Annotated in this window: 17 protein-coding genes; 13 read left to right on the top strand and 4 right to left on the bottom strand. The window is 65.1% G+C overall.

The features are described 5' to 3' along the window. Positions 1-5: 5 nt before the first annotated feature. Entirely contained in the window at positions 6-665 is a 660-nt protein-coding gene (locus SCD90_RS08460) for a carbonic anhydrase (RefSeq protein WP_319844223.1), read from the bottom strand. A 126-nt stretch (positions 666-791) separates the two neighbouring features. Here SCD90_RS08460 and SCD90_RS08465 point away from each other — a divergent pair, with 126 nt between their 5' ends. The 6 genes from SCD90_RS08465 to SCD90_RS08490 all read left to right on the top strand — a co-directional run bounded on the left by SCD90_RS08465 (position 792) and on the right by SCD90_RS08490 (position 6,161). Continuing rightward, complete coding sequence (locus tag SCD90_RS08465; RefSeq protein ID WP_319844224.1) at positions 792-1,679, top strand: HpcH/HpaI aldolase/citrate lyase family protein; 888 nt, start codon at positions 792-794, stop codon at positions 1,677-1,679. 96 nt (positions 1,680-1,775) lie between these two features. Further along, complete coding sequence (gene sdhC / locus SCD90_RS08470; RefSeq protein ID WP_425265664.1) at positions 1,776-2,189, top strand: succinate dehydrogenase, cytochrome b556 subunit; 414 nt, start codon at positions 1,776-1,778, stop codon at positions 2,187-2,189. Positions 2,190-2,192: 3 nt separating this feature from the next. Next, entirely contained in the window at positions 2,193-2,573 is a 381-nt protein-coding gene (gene sdhD, locus SCD90_RS08475; RefSeq protein ID WP_319844225.1) for a succinate dehydrogenase, hydrophobic membrane anchor protein, read from the top strand. 4 nt (positions 2,574-2,577) lie between these two features. Beyond that, positions 2,578-4,392, top strand: coding sequence for a succinate dehydrogenase flavoprotein subunit (sdhA, locus tag SCD90_RS08480; RefSeq protein ID WP_319844226.1), 1,815 nt, complete (start codon positions 2,578-2,580; stop codon positions 4,390-4,392). A gap of 31 nt (positions 4,393-4,423) precedes the next feature. Further along, the gene (locus SCD90_RS08485) at positions 4,424-5,206 is read left to right on the top strand and encodes a succinate dehydrogenase iron-sulfur subunit (protein WP_319844227.1); all 783 of its coding nucleotides are present in this window, start codon (positions 4,424-4,426) and stop codon (positions 5,204-5,206) included. Positions 5,207-5,333: 127 nt separating this feature from the next. Next, the gene (locus SCD90_RS08490) at positions 5,334-6,161 is read left to right on the top strand and encodes a hypothetical protein (protein WP_319844228.1); all 828 of its coding nucleotides are present in this window, start codon (positions 5,334-5,336) and stop codon (positions 6,159-6,161) included. A 4-nt stretch (positions 6,162-6,165) separates the two neighbouring features. Here the strand turns inward: SCD90_RS08490 and SCD90_RS08495 are convergent, their stop codons facing one another. Continuing rightward, positions 6,166-7,023: a trypsin-like peptidase domain-containing protein gene (locus tag SCD90_RS08495; protein ID WP_319844229.1), complete on the bottom strand. Its 858-nt coding sequence runs from the start codon at positions 7,021-7,023 to the stop codon at positions 6,166-6,168. A 157-nt stretch (positions 7,024-7,180) separates the two neighbouring features. Between SCD90_RS08495 and zapE the strand changes: the two genes are divergently transcribed. The 6 genes from zapE (at position 7,181) to SCD90_RS08525 (ending at position 14,846) form a co-directional block, all read left to right on the top strand. Next, entirely contained in the window at positions 7,181-8,287 is a 1,107-nt protein-coding gene (zapE, locus tag SCD90_RS08500) for a cell division protein ZapE (RefSeq protein WP_319844230.1), read from the top strand. Between the two features lie 69 nt (positions 8,288-8,356). After that, entirely contained in the window at positions 8,357-9,322 is a 966-nt protein-coding gene (gene mdh / locus SCD90_RS08505) for a malate dehydrogenase (protein ID WP_319844231.1), read from the top strand. Between the two features lie 180 nt (positions 9,323-9,502). Continuing rightward, the gene (locus SCD90_RS08510) at positions 9,503-12,451 is read left to right on the top strand and encodes a 2-oxoglutarate dehydrogenase E1 component (RefSeq protein ID WP_319844232.1); all 2,949 of its coding nucleotides are present in this window, start codon (positions 9,503-9,505) and stop codon (positions 12,449-12,451) included. 42 nt (positions 12,452-12,493) lie between these two features. Further along, positions 12,494-13,786, top strand: a complete 1,293-nt coding sequence (gene odhB, locus SCD90_RS08515) for a 2-oxoglutarate dehydrogenase complex dihydrolipoyllysine-residue succinyltransferase (protein WP_319844233.1) — start codon at positions 12,494-12,496, stop codon at positions 13,784-13,786. 19 nt (positions 13,787-13,805) lie between these two features. Further along, positions 13,806-14,441, top strand: a complete 636-nt coding sequence (locus tag SCD90_RS08520) for a LysE family transporter (RefSeq protein WP_319844234.1) — start codon at positions 13,806-13,808, stop codon at positions 14,439-14,441. A gap of 12 nt (positions 14,442-14,453) precedes the next feature. Further along, a complete protein-coding gene (locus SCD90_RS08525; protein WP_319844235.1) occupies positions 14,454-14,846 on the top strand; it encodes an MAPEG family protein in 393 nt (130 codons plus the stop codon). A gap of 68 nt (positions 14,847-14,914) precedes the next feature. Here the strand turns inward: SCD90_RS08525 and SCD90_RS08530 are convergent, their stop codons facing one another. Further along, positions 14,915-16,582 carry an L-lactate permease gene (locus SCD90_RS08530; RefSeq protein WP_319844236.1) on the bottom strand — a complete coding sequence of 556 codons (1,668 nt, stop codon included), beginning with the start codon at positions 16,580-16,582 and terminating at the stop codon, positions 14,915-14,917. Between the two features lie 213 nt (positions 16,583-16,795). On the opposite strand from SCD90_RS08530, the gene lpdA reads away from it, so the two are divergent. Continuing rightward, the gene (gene lpdA, locus SCD90_RS08535) at positions 16,796-18,196 is read left to right on the top strand and encodes a dihydrolipoyl dehydrogenase (protein WP_319844237.1); all 1,401 of its coding nucleotides are present in this window, start codon (positions 16,796-16,798) and stop codon (positions 18,194-18,196) included. 116 nt (positions 18,197-18,312) lie between these two features. Here the strand turns inward: lpdA and SCD90_RS08540 are convergent, their stop codons facing one another. After that, positions 18,313-18,447, bottom strand: a complete 135-nt coding sequence (locus SCD90_RS08540) for a hypothetical protein (RefSeq protein WP_319844238.1) — start codon at positions 18,445-18,447, stop codon at positions 18,313-18,315. Positions 18,448-18,460: the final 13 nt, after the last annotated feature.

The following is an 18,460-nucleotide window of genomic DNA, read 5'->3' on the forward strand; positions in this document are numbered from 1 at the left end:
CGCTTCTACGCGATCAGCTGACTTCCGAGAACGGGCGCGAAAGCGCCCGTTTCTTCATCCAGCACCGTCAGTTGTCCGTTCGCTATGTCGAGATGGGCGCCGTGCACGGTCAGCGTGCCTTCGGCTTCGCGGCGGGAGACTTCCGGGAAAGTGCGAAGGTGGCGGATGGACAGCCGGATGGCCGCCTCCTCGGTCGCCAGTTCCAGCGCACGCCCGAGAAGGCCCGGCTCGCGGGCCAGGGCATCCTCCTTGGCGCCTTCGATCAGGTCCATCCAGTGCCCGATGAAGTCGCCGCGCGAACCGGCGTTCTCGTCGAAGCTGGACTGAAGATAGGCTTTCACGCCTCCGCAATGGGAATGGCCCATCACAACGATATGCGGCACCGCGAGCCCGAGCAGCGCGAACTCGATGGCGGCGGAGGTGCCATGGTGGCGCCCGTCCGGCTGATAAGGCGGCACCACGTTCGCGACATTGCGCATCACGAACAGTTCGCCGGGGCCGGATGAGAACACCGTCTCGGGCGACATCCGGCTGTCACAGCAGGCGATGATGAATGCCTGCGGTGCCTGTCCAAGGGCAGCGAGCTGTGCCAGACGGCCGCGTTCCTGCGGAAGCCGTGCCTCGCGCCACAAACGATATCCGTCGACCAGTCCACTCGGCAGCATGCGTGTTCTCTCCTGCTCGCTGCGTCCTAAGAGTTCGAGGCGTCCGGGTCCAGAGCTTTGACGCAAGGCAGCTGCAGCAACACTGCGCACTTGGCAGCAGCCCTGATGGATGCTTAGGGTCTGGCCATGTCGAACCTCCGCCCGCGCCGCAGCGTCCTCTACATCCCCGGCTCCAACACCCGTGCCCAGGCCAAGGGCCGAACGCTGCCGGTCGATGCGGTGGTTTTCGACCTCGAAGACTCGGTGGCCTCCGAGGTGAAGAAGGCGGCTCGCGAGCAGGTCATCGAGACCATCCGCGAGGGCGGCTACGGAAACCGTGAAGTGGTGATGCGCGTCAACGCCGCCCGCACGGAGTTCTACGAGGACGACATGACGGCCGCCGTCGCGGCGCGGCCGGACGCCGTCCTCCTATCCAAGGTGGAGAGCGTGGCGGAGATCTTTGCGGCGGAGCGGCATCTTCGCGGCCGTCCGGAAACGCACGGTATCGCCCTCTGGGCCATGGTGGAGACGGCGCGTGGCCTGCAGGACATCGCCAACATCGCCGCATCCGTGCGCACGCCGGAGGGCCACCGCCTCGCCGGGCTCGTGCTCGGCACCAACGACATCCTGCGCGAGACCCGCGTAAAGCTGGTCGACGAGAACCGCGGACCTGTCGCGGCCTGGCTCAGCTTTGCCGTGCTTGCCGCACGCGCGGAGGGCCTGTTCATCCTCGACGGCGTCTACAACGACTTCTCGAACACCACCGGCTTCGAGGCCGAGTGCGAGGAGGCGCGCGCCCTTGGCATGGACGGCAAGACCATCATCCACCCCAATCAGGTGGAGCCGGCCAATCGCATCTTCGGACCGTCCGAGGCGGAGCTGGAAGATGCCCGCGCTGTCATCGAGGCCTTTTCACGCCCCGAAAACGCCGCGCGAGGCGTTCTTTCGCTGAACGGCCGCATGATCGAGCGCATGCACATCGAAGTGGCACAGCGTGCCCTGGACATGGCAGCGCAGATCGACGCGCTAAAGTGAATGCAATCATGACAGGGGCGAGGGGCTGACCCGCACCCGGCAGCATTGCCAGCCTGCATGCTGTCTACTACGTTTCCAAAGTCAGCAGGGGAACGCGTGATTTTGGCAGACATTCGCCCGGCCCGAACACTGCCGCAGCGGCCCACTTCGCCGCACCTCGAAATCTACCGGTTCACCTGGACGATGGCCATGTCCATCGCCCATCGCATCAGCGGCATGGCTGCCTATTTCGGCATCATCCTTCTGGTTGTCTGGCTTGGAGCGGCCGCATCCGGCCCGGAGAACTATGCTCTCGTCGCCGGCCTGTTCGGTTCGTGGATCGGCATCCTTGTTCTGGTCCTGCTGAGTTGGGCCATCATCCACCACGCGATCGGAGGCGTCCGGCACATGGTCTGGGACACCGGCCGCAGTCTGGACCGCACAAGCCGTATGCTGTGGGCGCAGGCGACACTTGCCGGATCGGTCTCGCTGACCATCCTTCTGTGGCTCCTGATCTATCTGGGAGCTTGAGGGATGGTTTCACGCACCACGCTTGCCCGGGTACGGGGACACGGCGCGTCCGGCAGCGGCACGCGCGAATACTGGCACATGAAGGTGACGTCGTACGCGCTCTTGCCGCTGACGGTGTTCCTCATCGGCCTGCTGGTCACCCTGGCCGGGGCCGACCATGCCACCGTAGTGGCGACGCTCTCCTCCCCGGTGTTCGGCCTGCCGCTCTTCCTCTTCATCCTGTGCAATGCCGTCCATATGCAGGTGGGCATGCAGAACGTGATCGACGATTACGCGGCACGTGGCCCGTGGCGGAAGCCGGCCGTGCTGGCCAACATCTTCTTTTCCTATGGAGCATCGGCGGCGGCCGCCTATTTCCTCCTCAAGCTCAGCCTGGGACAGTGACCCGATGAACGCTTCGGCACGGCCGACGCCTGCCTACGAGATCCACGACCACACCTATGACGTGGTGGTGGTGGGAGCCGGCGGCGCCGGGATGCGCGCTGTGCTGGGCTGCGCACAGGCCGGGCTCCGCACAGCCTGCATCACCAAGGTGTTCCCCACCCGCTCGCACACCGTGGCGGCGCAGGGCGGCATGTCGGCGGCACTTGGCAATATGTCGTCGGACGAATGGCGCTGGCACATGTTCGACACCATCAAGGGGTCGGACTGGCTGGGCGACCAGGACGCCATCGAATATCTGTGCCGCAACGCGCCCGCCGCCGTCTATGAGCTGGAGCACTGGGGCGTGCCCTTCTCCCGCACCGAAGCCGGCCGCATCTACCAGCGTCCGTTCGGCGGCATGACGACGGAATATGGCGAGGGCGGCCCGGCCCAGCGCACCTGCGCGGCGGCAGACCGCACCGGCCACGCCATCCTGCACACGCTCTACGGCCAGTGCGTGAAGCACAAATCCGAGTTCTTCATCGAGTATTTCGCGCTCGACCTCATCATGGACGAGGAAGGCCAGTGCCGTGGCGTCATCGCCATGCGGATGGACGACGGCACCATCCACCGCTTCCGCGGGCACATGACCATCCTCGCCACCGGCGGCTATGGACGCGCCTATTTCTCCTGCACCTCCGCACATACCTGCACGGGCGATGGCGGCGGCATGGTGCTGCGCGCCGGACTGCCGCTGCAGGACATGGAATTCGTGCAGTTCCACCCCTCCGGCATCTACGGCGCTGGCTGCCTCATCACCGAGGGCGCGCGCGGCGAAGGCGGCTACCTCACGAATTCCGAGGGCGAGCGCTTCATGGAGCGCTATGCCCCCCACGCCAAGGACCTCGCCTCCCGCGACGTGGTGTCCCGCGCCATGACCATCGAGATCCGCGAGGGGCGTGGCGTCGGCAAGCTGAACGACCACATCATGCTGCATCTCGAGCACCTCGATCCCGAAGTGCTTCACGAGCGCCTGCCCGGCATCTCCGAGAGCGCGCGCATCTTCTCGGGCGTCGACGTGACGCGCGAGCCGATCCCGGTGCTGCCGACGGTGCATTACAATATGGGCGGCATCCCTACGAACTATCACGGCGAGGTCGTGACCAAGCGGAACGGCGATCCCGACTTCGTGGTGCCGGGCCTGATGGCGCTGGGCGAAGGCGCCTGCGTCTCCGTGCACGGCGCCAACCGCCTCGGCTCCAATTCGCTGACCGACCTCATCGTCTTCGGCCGCGCCGCAGGGCAGCGCTGCGCGGACATCATCAAACCGGGATCGCCGCAGCCGGAGCTTCCGGCCGGCGCTGTCGAGAAGTCGCTGGGGCGGCTCGATCGCCTGCGCCACGCCAATGGCGGGACGCCGACCGCCGAACTCCGCCTTCGCATGCAGCGCACCATGCAGTCGAACTGCGCCGTGTTCCGCACCGGCGAGGTGCTGAAGGAAGGCCAGGAGTTGATCCACGAGGTTTGGGCCGCAAGCGACGACATCAAGGTCACCGACCGTTCGCTGGTGTGGAATTCCGACCTGATCGAGACGCTGGAATTCGACAACCTGATCGGTCAGGCCGTCGTCACGGTGGAAAGCGCGCTGAACCGCGAGGAAAGCCGCGGCGCCCATGCCCGGGAGGACTTCCCGGATCGCGACGACCTGCACTGGATGAAGCACAGCCTGGCCTCCGCCGACCCAGAGGCGCGCACGGTCAGCATCGACTATCGACCCGTCCATTCCTACACGCTGACGGACGAGGTCCAGTACATCGAGCCGCGCAAGCGGGTTTACTGAGAGAGAAGGCTGCCCGGAGGGCACCAGGTCCATGGCCGAATTCAGACTGCCGAAGAACTCCCGCCTCAAGCCGGGCAAGACCTGGCCGAAGCCGGAGGGTGCCACCAAGACGACCGAATTCCGCGTCTATCGCTGGAACCCGGACGATGGCGAGAACCCGCATGTCGACACCTATCATATCGACCGCGAGCATTGCGGGCCGATGATCCTGGACGGCCTGCACTACATCAAGAACGAGATCGACCCGACCCTGACCTTCCGGCGATCCTGCCGCGAGGGCATCTGCGGCTCGTGCTCCATGAACATCAACGGCGCGAACACGCTCGCCTGCACCAAGGGCATGGACGAGGTGGGCGAGGACGTCATCAAGATCTATCCGCTGCCGCATATGCCGGTGATCAAGGATCTGGTGCCCGACCTCTCGACCTTCTACCAGCAGGTCAACCTCATCGAGCCTTACCTGAAGACCGACACGGCCCTGCCGGACAAGGAATGGCAGCAGACGCCCGAGGACCGCGAGAAACTGGACGGCCTCTACGAGTGCATTCTGTGCGCGTGCTGCACCACGTCCTGTCCGTCGTACTGGTGGAACGGCGACAAATATCTCGGCCCCGCCGCCCTTCTGCAGGCCTATCGCTGGATGATCGACAGCCGCGACGAGGGCCTGGGCGAGCGGCTCGACAATCTCGAGGACCCGTTCCGCCTCTACCGCTGCCACACCATCATGAACTGCGCCAATGTCTGCCCCAAAGGGTTGAACCCGGCTGCGGCCATCGTGGAAATCCGCAAGCTGATGGCGGAGCGGAACGTCTAGAAAGCGCACGCACCGGGCACCCGCAGCGGTTGCCGTCGTTTGGCCGGATTTCACCGCCATAACCTGGGGAAAGGCGGTCCGTCGCGCGGGCCGGCACCTTCACCATGGTCAGCCTCGGGAACCGGATATGCGCCGACGCAATGTCATGCTGCTCGCATGCCTTGGATTGGGGATCAGCTTTGCTGCCGCTCCAGTAACGATCAACGGGCTCTCGCTCGAACAGGCAGAAGCCGCCGCCGCTTCGAAGAAGCCGAAGTCCAAGTCATCGGTGGCAAAGCGCAAGGCGACCACGAAGAAGGCGACTAAGAAGGCCGCCTCGAAGAAGTCCACCAAGTCTGCTGCCGTGAAGACCGGCCGCGCAGCGGTGGTGGCGCTCTCTCCGCGAGACATGATCGACAGCGAGCAACTGGCTCCCGGCCTCGTCGACAGCGCCGCGACTAAAACGCCCGTTGAACTCCTGACGGACTACAAGACCAGCCTTCAGGAAGGCGATCTCGAAACGGCTGCGGCGGTGCTCCGCCTCGCGGTCGGTCATCGTCCGGACCAGGCGACCATGCTGACCGCCAACGAACTCGTGGGCGTCACGCTGGATGCGACGGACACCGAGGTTGTGCTCACCCTGGGCGGATCGGAGAAGGCAAAGGCCGTGGAAGCCATCGCGGGCCGTTCTTCCGGCAGCGCGGACACGGATTCCGGCAGCCGCATCGGCAGCGCACATGCCGCCATTGCCCACGGTCCGCAAATGTCGCCGCTGGCGTGCCTTACATCGTACCGTATCGCGGTTCGGCACAGGGACCCGGAGTCCGCGGCCTTCTCGCTGAACTGCGCGACCGGCGGCAAGGTGGACGAAACGGCCGTGGAGCGAACGAACGCTCTCCTGAACATCACGGCCGACCGCCTGCCCGTGGCCGGCCTCGCGGCATTGGCCAGCGGCACCAGCCTTCCCCTGCGCTGATCGATCAGCGCGTCGTGGACGCGCCCTGGGTGGCCGCCGCCGCAATCGGCTGAGCGGGATCCGGCAGCGAGCTCGCGGCGATCACGGCGTTCCGGAACTCGCCTTCGATCGCGATGCCGAAGTTCATGTGCGTCGACGAATAGGGTCCAGCCGTCTCCGGGTGGGTGCTGCGCCAGCCGACATAAATGCCGACGATGGAGCCCCCGTCTCCCGGTGTCATGATCGCGCTTCCCGACGCTCCCTCACCGGCGCTGCAGTCGATGCCGATCTCGCGGGGATCGCCGCTTGCCGCAGTCCGCTCGGCGCGCACCCGGCAACCCTCGATAGCCTTGCTGCCGTCATGGACCCAGCCGCGATGCCTGTGCGCAAGAAGGACGATCTCCGAGCCTGCGGCGACGTTCTTCCCCAGCATGTAAGGCCGTGCTTCCGGCACTGGCGCTGCGAGCTGCACCACCGCCCAGTCATAGGCCGGTGCAACGGCATAGGGATTGCGAGATCCCACCCGCAGCGAGGTTGCGATCAGCGGCAGGTGGTGGACGACGCCTTCGACATCGATGGCGAAGACGCACGAGGACAGGTTACCGCGCGGATTGCCTTCCGGATCGTAGAAGGCGTGGGCGGCAGTCGTCACCAGATCGTTGCGGATGGTGAGTTGCGCCGTGGAGTACACGCCTGCGCAGATCATCATGCCTGTCGCGGCGTAGCGCTTTTCGAAGGTCGACAGCGGCTGGCCGGTTTTCGCGGCGAATTCCGGAAGCGTCAGGCGGGCATCACCGCCGATGGTGACGGCGCCGGCCTCTCCTCCACCGAACGCAAACCCGCAGATCAGCGCAAGCGCTGCAAAGATCCATCTCTGTCGCACGATCTCTCACCCCCGCACTGCACACAGGATGAGCTCGCCTGAATTTTCGTCAAGCGGGCAAAACGCGTATGTCGCCAACTGGTTCCCCACCGTTACAATTTTGTTGCACTTCCTTTGTGGGGAAGACTTTTGCCCTCCGCGCTCTAAGATGCAGCGCATGAGCAGCGTCTCAGCCGCCTATTGCGAGCGCGTCACGTCCGGCGATATCGAGAGCGATCCCGCGCAAATGCGGATCGTGCAGCGCCTCGACACCTTGGCTGTCGATCTGGCCAGGCCCATTTCCGGGGGAGGATTGCTCGGCCGCCTGTTCGGCCAGCAGCGCGCCGAGCCGGGAGGCGTCTACATCTGGGGGGGCGTCGGGCGGGGCAAGTCCATGATCATGGACCTGTTCTTCGACGCCGTTCCCGGGCTGCAAAAGCAGCGCGTCCATTTCCATGCCTTCATGGTCGACATGCACGCCCGCGTGCATCAGCGCCGGGCCGCAGGAGTCGGTGCCGACGATCCCATCCGGTCCGTGGCCGACGATTTCGCGGCCGAAACACGGCTGCTGTGCCTTGACGAGATGCAGGTCACGGACATCGCGGACGCCATGATGCTGTCTCGCCTGTTCGGCCGCCTGTTCGAACGCGGTCTGGTGCTGGTCACCACGTCCAACGCGCCACCCGACGGTCTTTATGCCGGAGGGCTCAACCGGGACCGGTTCCTACCCTTCGTCCATCTCCTCAACAGCCGCCTGGACGTGATGGAGCTGGACGCTCGCACCGATTACCGTCGCGAGAAGGAGGAAGCGGCCGCACGCGTCTGGCACGTTCCGCTGAACGGAGCATCGGCGGCTGCGCTGGACCGCGCCTTTGCCGCGCATGGTGGCGGCAGCACACCCGAAACGCTGCGGGTTCAAGGTCGGGACGTCGTGGTGCCGAAATCCGGCAAGCGCGTCGCCCGTATCACCTTCGATGAACTTTGCCGAACGGCTCGCGGGCCCGCTGATTTCGGGGCCATCGCCCGGCGATTTCCGGTGCTCGTCATTGACGGCATACCTCGGCTGGAGGGCATAGGAGAGGACGTGATCCGCCGCTTCGTGCTGCTGGTGGACGAGATTTACGACAATCGCGTGCGGCTGATCGCGTCAGCCGAAGCGCAACCTGCGGACCTCCTGAACGGGGGTCGGCAGGCCTGGGTGTTCCAGCGCACGGCATCGCGCCTTGTCGAGATGACCTCGGCTTCATGGCCCGACGCGGAGCGCGCGGACACGCAGGCTTCTTGAACGGGTGCGACCATCCGCGCTAGGTCAGAACCCCTTTTCCAACTTTTGCCCATGCTGAAGGACAACAAGATGGCCCGCAACAAGATCGCACTGCTGGGCGCCGGACAGATCGGCGGCACGCTCGCCCTGCTCACCGGCCTCAAGGAACTCGGCGACATCGTGCTGTTCGACATCGTGGAAGGCACGCCGCAGGGCAAGGCGCTCGACCTCGTCGAGGCGTCTCCCATTGAAGGCTTCGACGCGAAGATGCGGGGCACCAACTCCTACGCCGACATCGAAGGCGCGGATGTGGTCATCGTCACCGCCGGCGTGCCGCGCAAGCCGGGCATGAGTCGCGACGATCTTGTGGGCACCAACCTCAAGGTCATGGAGCAGGTCGGCGCCGGCATCCGCAAATATGCGCCCGATGCCTTTGTGATCTGCATCACCAATCCGCTCGACGCCATGGTCTGGGTGCTCCAGAAGGCCGCGGGCCTGCCGCCGGAGAAGGTGGTCGGCATGGCCGGCGTGCTGGATTCGGCCCGGTTCCGGTATTTTCTGGCCGAAGAGCTCGGCGTTTCGGTGAAAGACGTGTCGGCCTTCGTGCTCGGCGGGCATGGCGACGACATGGTCCCGCTGGTGCGGTACTCGTCCATGGCGGGCATTCCCCTGCCCGACCTCGTGCGCATGGGCTGGACCACGCAGGCAAAGGTGGATGCCATCGTGGACCGCACCCGCAAGGGCGGCGGCGAGATCGTGGGCCTGCTCAAGACCGGCTCGGCCTTCTACGCCCCGGCATCTTCGGCCATTGCGATGGCGGAGAGCTATCTGCGCGACAAGAAGCGGGTCCTGCCCTGCGCGGCCTTCCTCACGGGCCAGTATGGCGTGGACGGGCTCTATGTCGGCGTGCCCGCGGTGATCGGCGCGGCCGGCGTGGAGCGCATCGTCGAGGTGGAGCTGAACTCCTCGGAGCGCGGCATGTTCGAGAAGAGCATCCAATCCGTGCGCGGCCTGGTCGAATCCTGCCAGCAAATCGCACCGCATCTGGGCGCCTGACGTAAGTCTGCCGCAAACAGACACGATAATTCCGGAAAAGGACGCGTGGGGGTGTTGAACTCCGGCGCGTCCTGAATGACCTTAGGCGCCGGGGCCGGATCACTCCGGCGGGGCGCCTTTTTTATCACGTCGGCGGTTCGGCATGGGGCCGGCCTGCCGTCGAACGCGCCGGAACACGACATGTCACGCCAAGCGGCGAACCAAGCCTTCCTGAACACCGCCTTCCTCTACGGCGGAAATGCATCCTACCTCGACGATCTCTACGCGGACTTCCAGCGGGATCCTGAGCTCGTCGCCGCCGAGTGGCGGGAGTTCTTCAGGGGGCTTGGCGACAGCGCGGCCTCGGTCGAAAAGAACGCCAAAGGCGCATCCTGGACACAGGAGAACTGGCCAAAGCCGATGAACGGCGAGCTGGTCTCCGCGCTGGACGGCAATTGGCCCGTTGCCGAAAAGGCAATCCAGACGCAGCTGAAGGCCAAGTCCGCCGCAGCCGGTCACGAGATCACCCCGGAGATCGCAACCCGTGCCACGCGGGACAGCGTGCGCGCCCTGATGATCATCCGTGCCTATCGCATGCGCGGCCACCTGGCGGCCGATCTCGACCCGCTGAACATGCGCGCGACCGGCTCCCTCGAAGAGCTCGACCCCGCGACCTACGGCTTCGGCGACGAGGATCTCGACCGCAAGATATTCCTCGACCACGTGCTCGGCATGGAATTCGCGACCATGCGCGAGATCCTCGCCGTGCTGCGCCGCACCTATTGCTCCACGCTCGGCGTCGAGTTCATGCACATCTCGGAGCCGGCCGAGAAGGCCTGGATCCAGGAGCGCATCGAGGGTCCGGACAAGTCGATCGAGTTCACGCGGGAAGGCAAGCGCGCCATCCTGAACAAGCTTGTGGAGGCCGAGGGCTTCGAGAAGTTCCTCGACGTCAAATACACCGGCACAAAGCGCTTCGGCCTCGACGGCGGCGAAAGCCTGATCCCGGCCCTCGAGCAGATCATCAAGCGCGGCGGGAATCTCGGCGTCAGCGAGATCGTGCTCGGCATGGCTCATCGCGGCCGGCTCAACGTGCTGACGCAGGTGATGGGCAAGCCGCACCGCGCGCTGTTCCACGAGTTCAAGGGCGGTTCCGCCGCGCCCGAGGATGTCGAGGGCTCCGGTGACGTGAAGTACCATCTCGGCGCTTCGTCCGACCGCGAGTTCGACGGCAACAGCGTGCATCTCTCGCTGACCGCCAATCCCTCGCATCTCGAGATCGTCGATCCAGTTGTGCTCGGAAAGGTCCGCGCCAAGCAGGACCAGCTAAACGATGCGGAGCGCACGCGCGTGCTGCCGCTGCTGCTGCACGGCGATGCATCCTTTGCCGGCCAGGGCGTGATCGCAGAGTGCTTCGGGCTTTCGGGCCTGAGTGGTCATCGCACGGGCGGCTCCGTCCATTTCATCATCAACAACCAGATCGGCTTCACGACCAGCCCGCGTTATTCGCGCTCCTCGCCCTACCCGTCCGACGTGGCGAAGATGGTGGAGGCGCCGGTCCTGCACGTGAACGGCGACGACCCGGAAGCTGTCACCTACGCTGCCAAGATCGCGGTCGAGTTCCGGCAGAAATTCAAGAAGCCGGTCGTGGTGGACATGTTCTGCTACCGCCGCTTCGGCCACAACGAGGGCGACGAGCCGTCCTTCACGCAGCCGCAGATGTACAAGATCATCCGGCAGCATCCGAGCACGCTGGAGCTTTACTCCAAGAAGCTGATCGAGGAAGGCGTCGTCACGCAGGACGAGATCGACGCCATGAAGGCGGAATGGCGCGCCCGCCTCGACACCGAGTTCGAGGCCGGCACGGGCTATCTGCCGAACAAGGCGGACTGGCTGGACGGCCGCTGGGCGGGGCTAAAGCCGGCCGGCAAGGACATCGACGACCCGCGCCGTGGCAAGACCGGCATCGAGCTGGACGTCCTCAAGGAAATTGGCGAGCGCATCACGCAGGTGCCGGAGGGCTTCAACCTCCACCGCACCATCGGTCGCTTCATTGAGGCGCGCCGCACAGCGATCGAGACCGGCCAGGGGATCGACTGGGCGACCGGCGAGGCTTTGGCGTTCTGCTCGCTGCTCAAGGAAGGCCACCCGGTTCGCCTGTCTGGCCAGGATGTCGAACGCGGCACCTTCTCGCAGCGCCATTCGGTGCTGACCGACCAGGAAACCGATGGCCGCTACAAGCCCTTCAACCATCTGGGCGAGGGTCAGGCGCGCTACGAGGTCATCAACTCCATGCTCTCGGAAGAGGCGGTGCTCGGCTTCGAGTACGGCTACTCGCTGGCGGAGCCGGACGCCCTGACGCTCTGGGAAGCGCAGTTCGGCGACTTCGCGAACGGCGCGCAGGTGGTGATCGACCAGTTCATCACCGCCGGCGAGAAGAAGTGGCTGCGCATGTCCGGCCTCGTGATGCTGTTGCCGCATGGCTATGAGGGCCAGGGGCCGGAGCATTCCTCGGCACGACTGGAGCGCTATCTGCAGATGTGCGCCGAGGACAACATCCAGGTCTGCAACATCACGACGCCCTCGAACTACTTCCACGTCCTGCGCCGGCAGCTGAACCGCGACTTCCGCAAGCCGCTGGTCGTCATGACGCCGAAGAGCCTGCTGCGGCACAAGCGGGCTGTTTCGCCGATCGACAAGTTCGGTCCCGGCACTTTCTTCCACCGCTGGCTGCACGACGACCTCGACCAGCGCATGGGTGGCTCGGGCCTGGTCTCCGAGGACAAGATCCGCCGCATCATCCTGTGCTCCGGCAAGGTCTATTACGACCTGTTCGAGGAACGGGAGCGCCGCGGCATCGACGACGTGTACATCCTGCGCATCGAGCAGCTGTACCCCTTCCCAGCGCGCTCGCTGGCTCAGGAGCTGTCGCATTTCCGCAATGCGGAGATCGTCTGGTGCCAAGAAGAGCCGCGGAATATGGGCGCCTGGTCGTTCGTGGATCAGTACATCAGCTGGGCGTCTGGCAAGGCGCCGGGTGAACGCCGCGCGCGCTATGTCGGCCGCCCGCCGGCAGCCTCCACGGCCGTGGGCCAGATGCCCAAACATCTGGCCCAGCTCAAGGCCATGATGGACGAAGCCTTCGCCTGAAACAGGACAGCGCCGGAGAGCGGCGCGCAATTGAGGTAGGAAATGGCAACCGAGATCCGCGTTCCGACGCTAGGCGAGTCCGTTACTGAAGCCACGATCGGCAAGTGGTTCAAGAAGGCCGGCGACAGCGTGCGTGCCGACGAGCCGCTGGTGGAGCTGGAGACGGACAAGGTCACCGTCGAGGTGCCTGCCCCGGCTGCGGGCGTGCTCTCCGAGATCACGGTCAAGGAAGGCGAGACGGTCGAGGTCGGTGCCCTGCTCGGCGCCATCGGCGAGGGCAATGGCGCGGCTGCAAAACCTGCTGCCGCTGCCGCTCCTGTGAAGTCGGAAGCGACCGGCACCTCGCAGCCCTCGCAGAAGACCTCGACGGCGCAGCCCATCAACGCCGCCGACGAGGAACCGAAGGAGCGCCCCGTCGAGAAGGCGGAAGCACAGACCCCAAAGGCCGCCCCTGCCGATGCCGGCCTTGCACCTTCCGTGCGGCGAATTTCCGCCGAGAGCGGGATCGATCCCTCGAACGTTCCCGGCACCGGCCGCGACGGCCGCGTGACTAAGGGCGACATGCTGGAGGCGCTTCAGGTGCCCACGGCCAAGCCCGCGCAGCAGACACGCGCTCCATCCGCACCGGAGCAGGCGCAACTGGAAGAGCGCGTGAAGATGACGCGCCTGCGCCAGACCATCGCCCGGCGCCTCAAGGACGCGCAGAACACCGCCGCAATGCTGACCACGTTCAACGATGTGGACATGGGCGCGGTGATGGACCTGCGCGCGCAGTACAAGGACACCTTCGAGAAGAAGCACGGCGTGAAGCTGGGCTTCATGGGCTTCTTCGTGAAGGCCTGCGTACAGGCGCTGAAGGAGATCCCCGCCGTCAATGCCGAGATCGACGGCGATGAGGTGGTCTACAAGAACTACTACAATATCGGCGTGGCCGTCGGCACCGACCGTGGCCTCGTGGTTCCCATCGTCCGCAATGCCGAGACGATGACGATCGCCGCGGTCGAGAAAGCCATCGGCGGCCTCGGCAAGAAAGCGCGCGACGGCCAGCTCGGCATCGAGGATATGCAGGGCGGCACGTTCACCATCACCAATGGCGGCGTCTACGGTTCGCTGATGTCGACGCCGATCCTGAACGCCCCCCAGTCCGGCATTCTCGGCATGCACCGCATCGAGCAGCGCCCCATCGCAAAGAACGGACAGGTCGTCATCCGGCCGATGATGTATCTCGCCCTTTCCTACGACCACCGCATCGTGGACGGCCAGGGCGCGGTTACCTTCCTCGTCCGCGTCAAGGAAGCCCTCGAAGATCCGGCACGCCTGATCCTCGATCTTTGACGCCGTCGGTCTCCCCTCGGTGAACGCGGCCGAACTGGCGACATTGTGGACGGTGTTCACGGTGTCGCTCATCGTGCCCGGCGCGGATTTCTTCTGCGTCGTGCGCGAGAGCGTGGCCTTCGGCCGCCGGGCGGGCATGCTGTCCGCTCTTGGCGTGGCGACGGCGCTGATGATCCACACGGGCTACACCGTGCTGGGGATCGGTCTGCTCGTCTCTCAGTCCATCCTTCTGTTCAACCTGATCAAATGGGCCGGCGTGGCCTATCTGGTCTTCATCGGGTGGAAGTCGCTGCGGTCAGCTACGATTGCCGATGCCGACCTCAGCGAACCGGGCCTAACAGATGCCAAATTCCGGCCGGCCTACCGCTCGTTCGGGATCGGCTTCCTCACCAACCTGCTCAATCCCAAGGCGACCCTTTTCTTCGTCGCGCTGTTCACGGCCATCGTCTCGCATCAGACGCCTCTTGCGTGGCAGGCAGGATATGGGGCGATCCTCGCAGCCTGCGCGGCTTTCTGGTTCACGCTGGTCGCGGTGTTCTTCACCACGCCCGCCATACGTTTGGGCTTCGTGCGATTTGGCCACTGGTTCAGCCGCATCACGGGCCTCATCTTCATCGGGCTCGGCATTCGCCTGGCTCTGCAACGCGCACCCTAGGAAAGCTCGCCCATGCCGCAGGAGATCGTCGTCCTCTGCCTGTCCGTCATCCTGCTGTTCGTCCATATCGGGCTGCAGGGCATATTGGCGACGCAGGAACTCGGAACGAGCTGGAACGCCGGCCCACGCGACGAGGGGCTAGAGCCCAAGGGGGTCATGGCGGGCCGTGCCGACCGGGCGCTCAATAATTACAAGGAGACATGGCCCGCGCTTGGCGTGCTGGCGCTGGCGCTCGTTGTCACCGGGCAGGCTGGCGGATGGGGCGCGGCGGGCGCGTGGATCTGGTTTGCAGGCCGGCTGGCCTACATCCCGCTCTACCTGATGGGCGTGCCCTATATCCGCTCGCTGGCCTGGATCGTGGCGGCGGTCGGCCTCTTCATCATGGTCGTCGACATCCTCGTCTGACTGCTTCTTCGGATGCAAAAAGGCCGCGGCTCCGTTAAGAGCCGCGGCCTTTTTGTTGAAACCCGCCGCTAGTGGATGACCATCAGCGTGAAGGGATAGACATAGGCCTGCAGCATCACGAAGCCGCCGACCATGCAGGCCAGCACGATGGAGTGCCAGAACACGAAGCGCAGGATGGTGCCCTCATGCCCGAACCATCCCGTGGCCGTGGAGGCGACGACTATGGACTGCGCGTCGATCATCTTGCCCATGACGCCGCCGGACGAGTTCGCCGCCCCCATCAGGATGGGTGAAAGCCCCAACTGCTCCGCGGTGATCTTCTGCAGGCCGCCGAACAGCACGTTCGACGCCGTGTCAGAACCTGTCAGTGCCACGCCGAGCCAGCCCAGCAGGGTGCCGAAGAACGGATAGAGCAACCCCGTGCCCGCGAAGGCGAGGCCCAGAGTGGCGTCCACGCCCGAATAGCGGGTGAGCGTGCCGATCGCGAGCATCGCCGCGATGGTCAGGAGCGATGCCCGGAGCAGCACGATGGTGCTGCCGTATTCCTTCAGCATGCGCCAGAGCGAGAACCGGGCCACGATGAGGCCGAAGATCAAAGCGGCGAACAGCATGCCCGTGCCTGTGTAGGACAGGTAGGTGAAGGCGAACACGGCCGCTTCCTTGGCCGGCGCCGCCACCACCGGAGGCACCTTCTCCACCACGTTGTGAAGGCCCGGAATGGGATAGCTCCAGGTGAAGATCGGGTTGACCAGCGACTTGAACCAGCCCGAGCCCCAGACCAGCAGGATGGCGCAGACGATGATCCACGGCGTCAGCGCGCTCCAGACCTCGTCACGCGTTGGCTTGAGTGCATCTTCCACGGAGGACACCGGCACCGTTGCGGCCGAATCGTCCCTCGTCCGAAGCTTCGGCGAGAGCCACAGCTCCTTCGGCTTCCAGACCCGCATGAAGCTGATCAAGGCCGCCATCGAGATCAGCGAGGCGCCGATATCGACGATCCACGGATTGATGAAGTTCGAGATCAGGTATTGCGGCACCGCGAAGCTGACCGCGCACACGAGGATGGCCGGCCACACCTGCACCATGCCGCGCCAGCCGGCGAAGGCCCACACCACCCAGAACGGCACGATCATGGAGAAGACCGGCAATTGCCTCCCGACCATGGCGCCCAGAAGATAGGGATCGAGACCCGTGACGCTGGCAAGACCCGCGATGGGGGTGCCGAGCGCGCCGTAGGCGACCGGCGCGGTGTTGGCGATGAGCGAAAGGCCCGAGGCCGCGAGAGGCGAGAAGCCGAGACCGATGAGGATGGCGCCCGTAACCGCAACGGGAGTGCCGAAGCCCGATGCTCCTTCGAAGAACGCGCCGAACGAGAACGCGATGAGCAGGAGTTGGAGACGCCGGTCGGGCGTCACGCCGCCGATGGCGCGTTCGAGGATCTTGAAGCGGCCCGTCGCGACGGTGAGCCGGTACAGGAAGATGACGTTCAGAACGATCCAGCCGATGGGGAAGAAGCCGGTGACGACGCCAAGAGCCGCCGCGCGCAAGGCCACGCCGGTTGGCATGGTGAACACAAGGATCGAAATGAGAATGGCGGCGATCAGTGCGATGATGGCGGCGATGTGCGCCTTCACCTTGCCCGATGCGATCATCCCCAGCAGCATCACAACGGGAATGGCCGCCGCAAGCGTCGACCAGACCATATTTCCGAACGGGTTGTAGACCTGACTCCACATGACGTTGCCTCCAACATTTCTTGTTTTCGTTGGGCGTAGTCCGTGTCCCTCCCGTGGGAAAGACACTGTAGACGAAAGGCTAATTCGCACAGCTTCGCAAGCGCCTGCACCGGACGCTGGTGACAACCCCGAAGCCGCCGGGCTAGCTTCGGGGATCGAACGTGCCCATCTGTTGCCGGCACACCTCTCCACCACCCTGCGAGTAACCTGCGCATGTCCTACGATCTCATCGTCATCGGCACCGGCCCCGGCGGCTATGTCGCGGCCATCCGTGCGGCACAGCTCGGCCTGAAGGTCGCGGTGGTCGAGAAGCGGGCGACGCATGGCGGCACCTGCCTGAATGTGGGCTGCATCCCTTCGAAGGCGCTCCTCCACACCTCCGAGCTTTTCGAGGAGGCCGGCCACGGCTTCGCCGGCATGGGCATCAGGGTCGGCCAGCCGGAGCTCGACCTCGCAGCCATGCACGCCTTCAAGGACAAGGGCGTCGACGGCAATGTGAAGGGTGTCGAGTTTCTGCTGAAGAAGAACAAGGTGGACGCCTTCCACGGCACGGCCTCGATACCTTCGGCAGGTAGGGTGCTGGTGACGCCAGAAAGCGGCGAACCGCAGACGCTCGAGACGAAGAACATCCTGATCGCCACCGGGTCCGACGTTGCCCGCTTGCGCGGCGTCGAGATCGACGAGCAGCGCGTGGTCTCGTCCACGGGAGCGCTGACACTTCCCGAAGTACCGAAGCGCCTACTGGTCATCGGAGCCGGCGTGATCGGGCTTGAGCTCGGCTCGGTCTGGAAGCGTCTGGGTGCCGAGGTGCTGGTGGTCGAATATCTCGATCGCATCCTGCCCGGGCTGGACGGGGAAACCTCCAACGCCTTCCAGCGCGTGCTGGGCAAGCAGGGCTTCAGCTTCAAGCTTGGCACCAAGGTCACCGGGGTGGACACGTCCGGGCCTGTACTGAAGGTCACCGTTGAGCCATCCGCGGGCGGCGAGGCCGAAGTGCTGGAGGCCGATGTGGTGCTGGTCGCCATCGGCCGTGTGCCCTACACCGCCGGCCTTGGCCTCTCGGAGGTCGGCGTCGAGGTGAACGCGCGCGGGCAGGTCGTCACGGACGGCCACTATAAGACCAATGTGGACGGCATCTACGCCATCGGCGACGTGATCGCCGGCCCGATGCTCGCGCACAAGGCAGAGGACGAGGGCATGGCCGTGGCCGAGATACTTGCCGGCCGCGCCGGGCATGTGAACTACGGCGTCATCCCGAGCGTGGTCTACACCGCCCCCGAATTGGCCTCAGTCGGGCAGAACGAGGAAGAGCTGAAGGCCGCGGGCGTGGATTACGTGGTCGGCAAGTTCCCGTTCACGGCCAATGGACGCGCCAAGGTCAACAACACCACCGACGGCTTCGTGAAGGTGCTTGCCGACGCGAAGACGGACCGGGTTCTCGGCGTCCACATCCTTGGTGCCGACGCCGGCACGCTGATCGCGGAAGCGGCGGTGGCCATGGAGTTCGGCGCGTCGTCGGAGGACATTGCCCGCACCTGCCACGCCCACCCCACACTCTCGGAAGCGGTCAAGGAAGCCGCGCTCGCGGTCGAGAAGCGCGCGATCCACATGTAAAAAAAAGCCCCGCCAGAGGCGGGGCTTAGTGAAATCTCGAGGGTCTCGAGTCCTGGAGATTGAGCAGTCGGCGCCATCTATCGGCTGCGCATGACAGCCGGATGGCGAATGGTAGACTAGTCCTGAGCCTGCGCTTGCGCGACCAGTCCGCTGGAGGTGGAGCCGCCCTCGATGAGGGAGAACGGCAGGGCCATCAGGGTCAGTGCCACAAGGTAGCCGGCGAAAAGATAAAGACTGCGCTTCAGTGACATTGAGCCCCCTCGA

The sequence above is a fragment of the Terrihabitans rhizophilus genome (assembly GCF_033898525.1).
Lineage (GTDB): Bacteria > Pseudomonadota > Alphaproteobacteria > Rhizobiales > Methylopilaceae > Flaviflagellibacter > Flaviflagellibacter rhizophilus.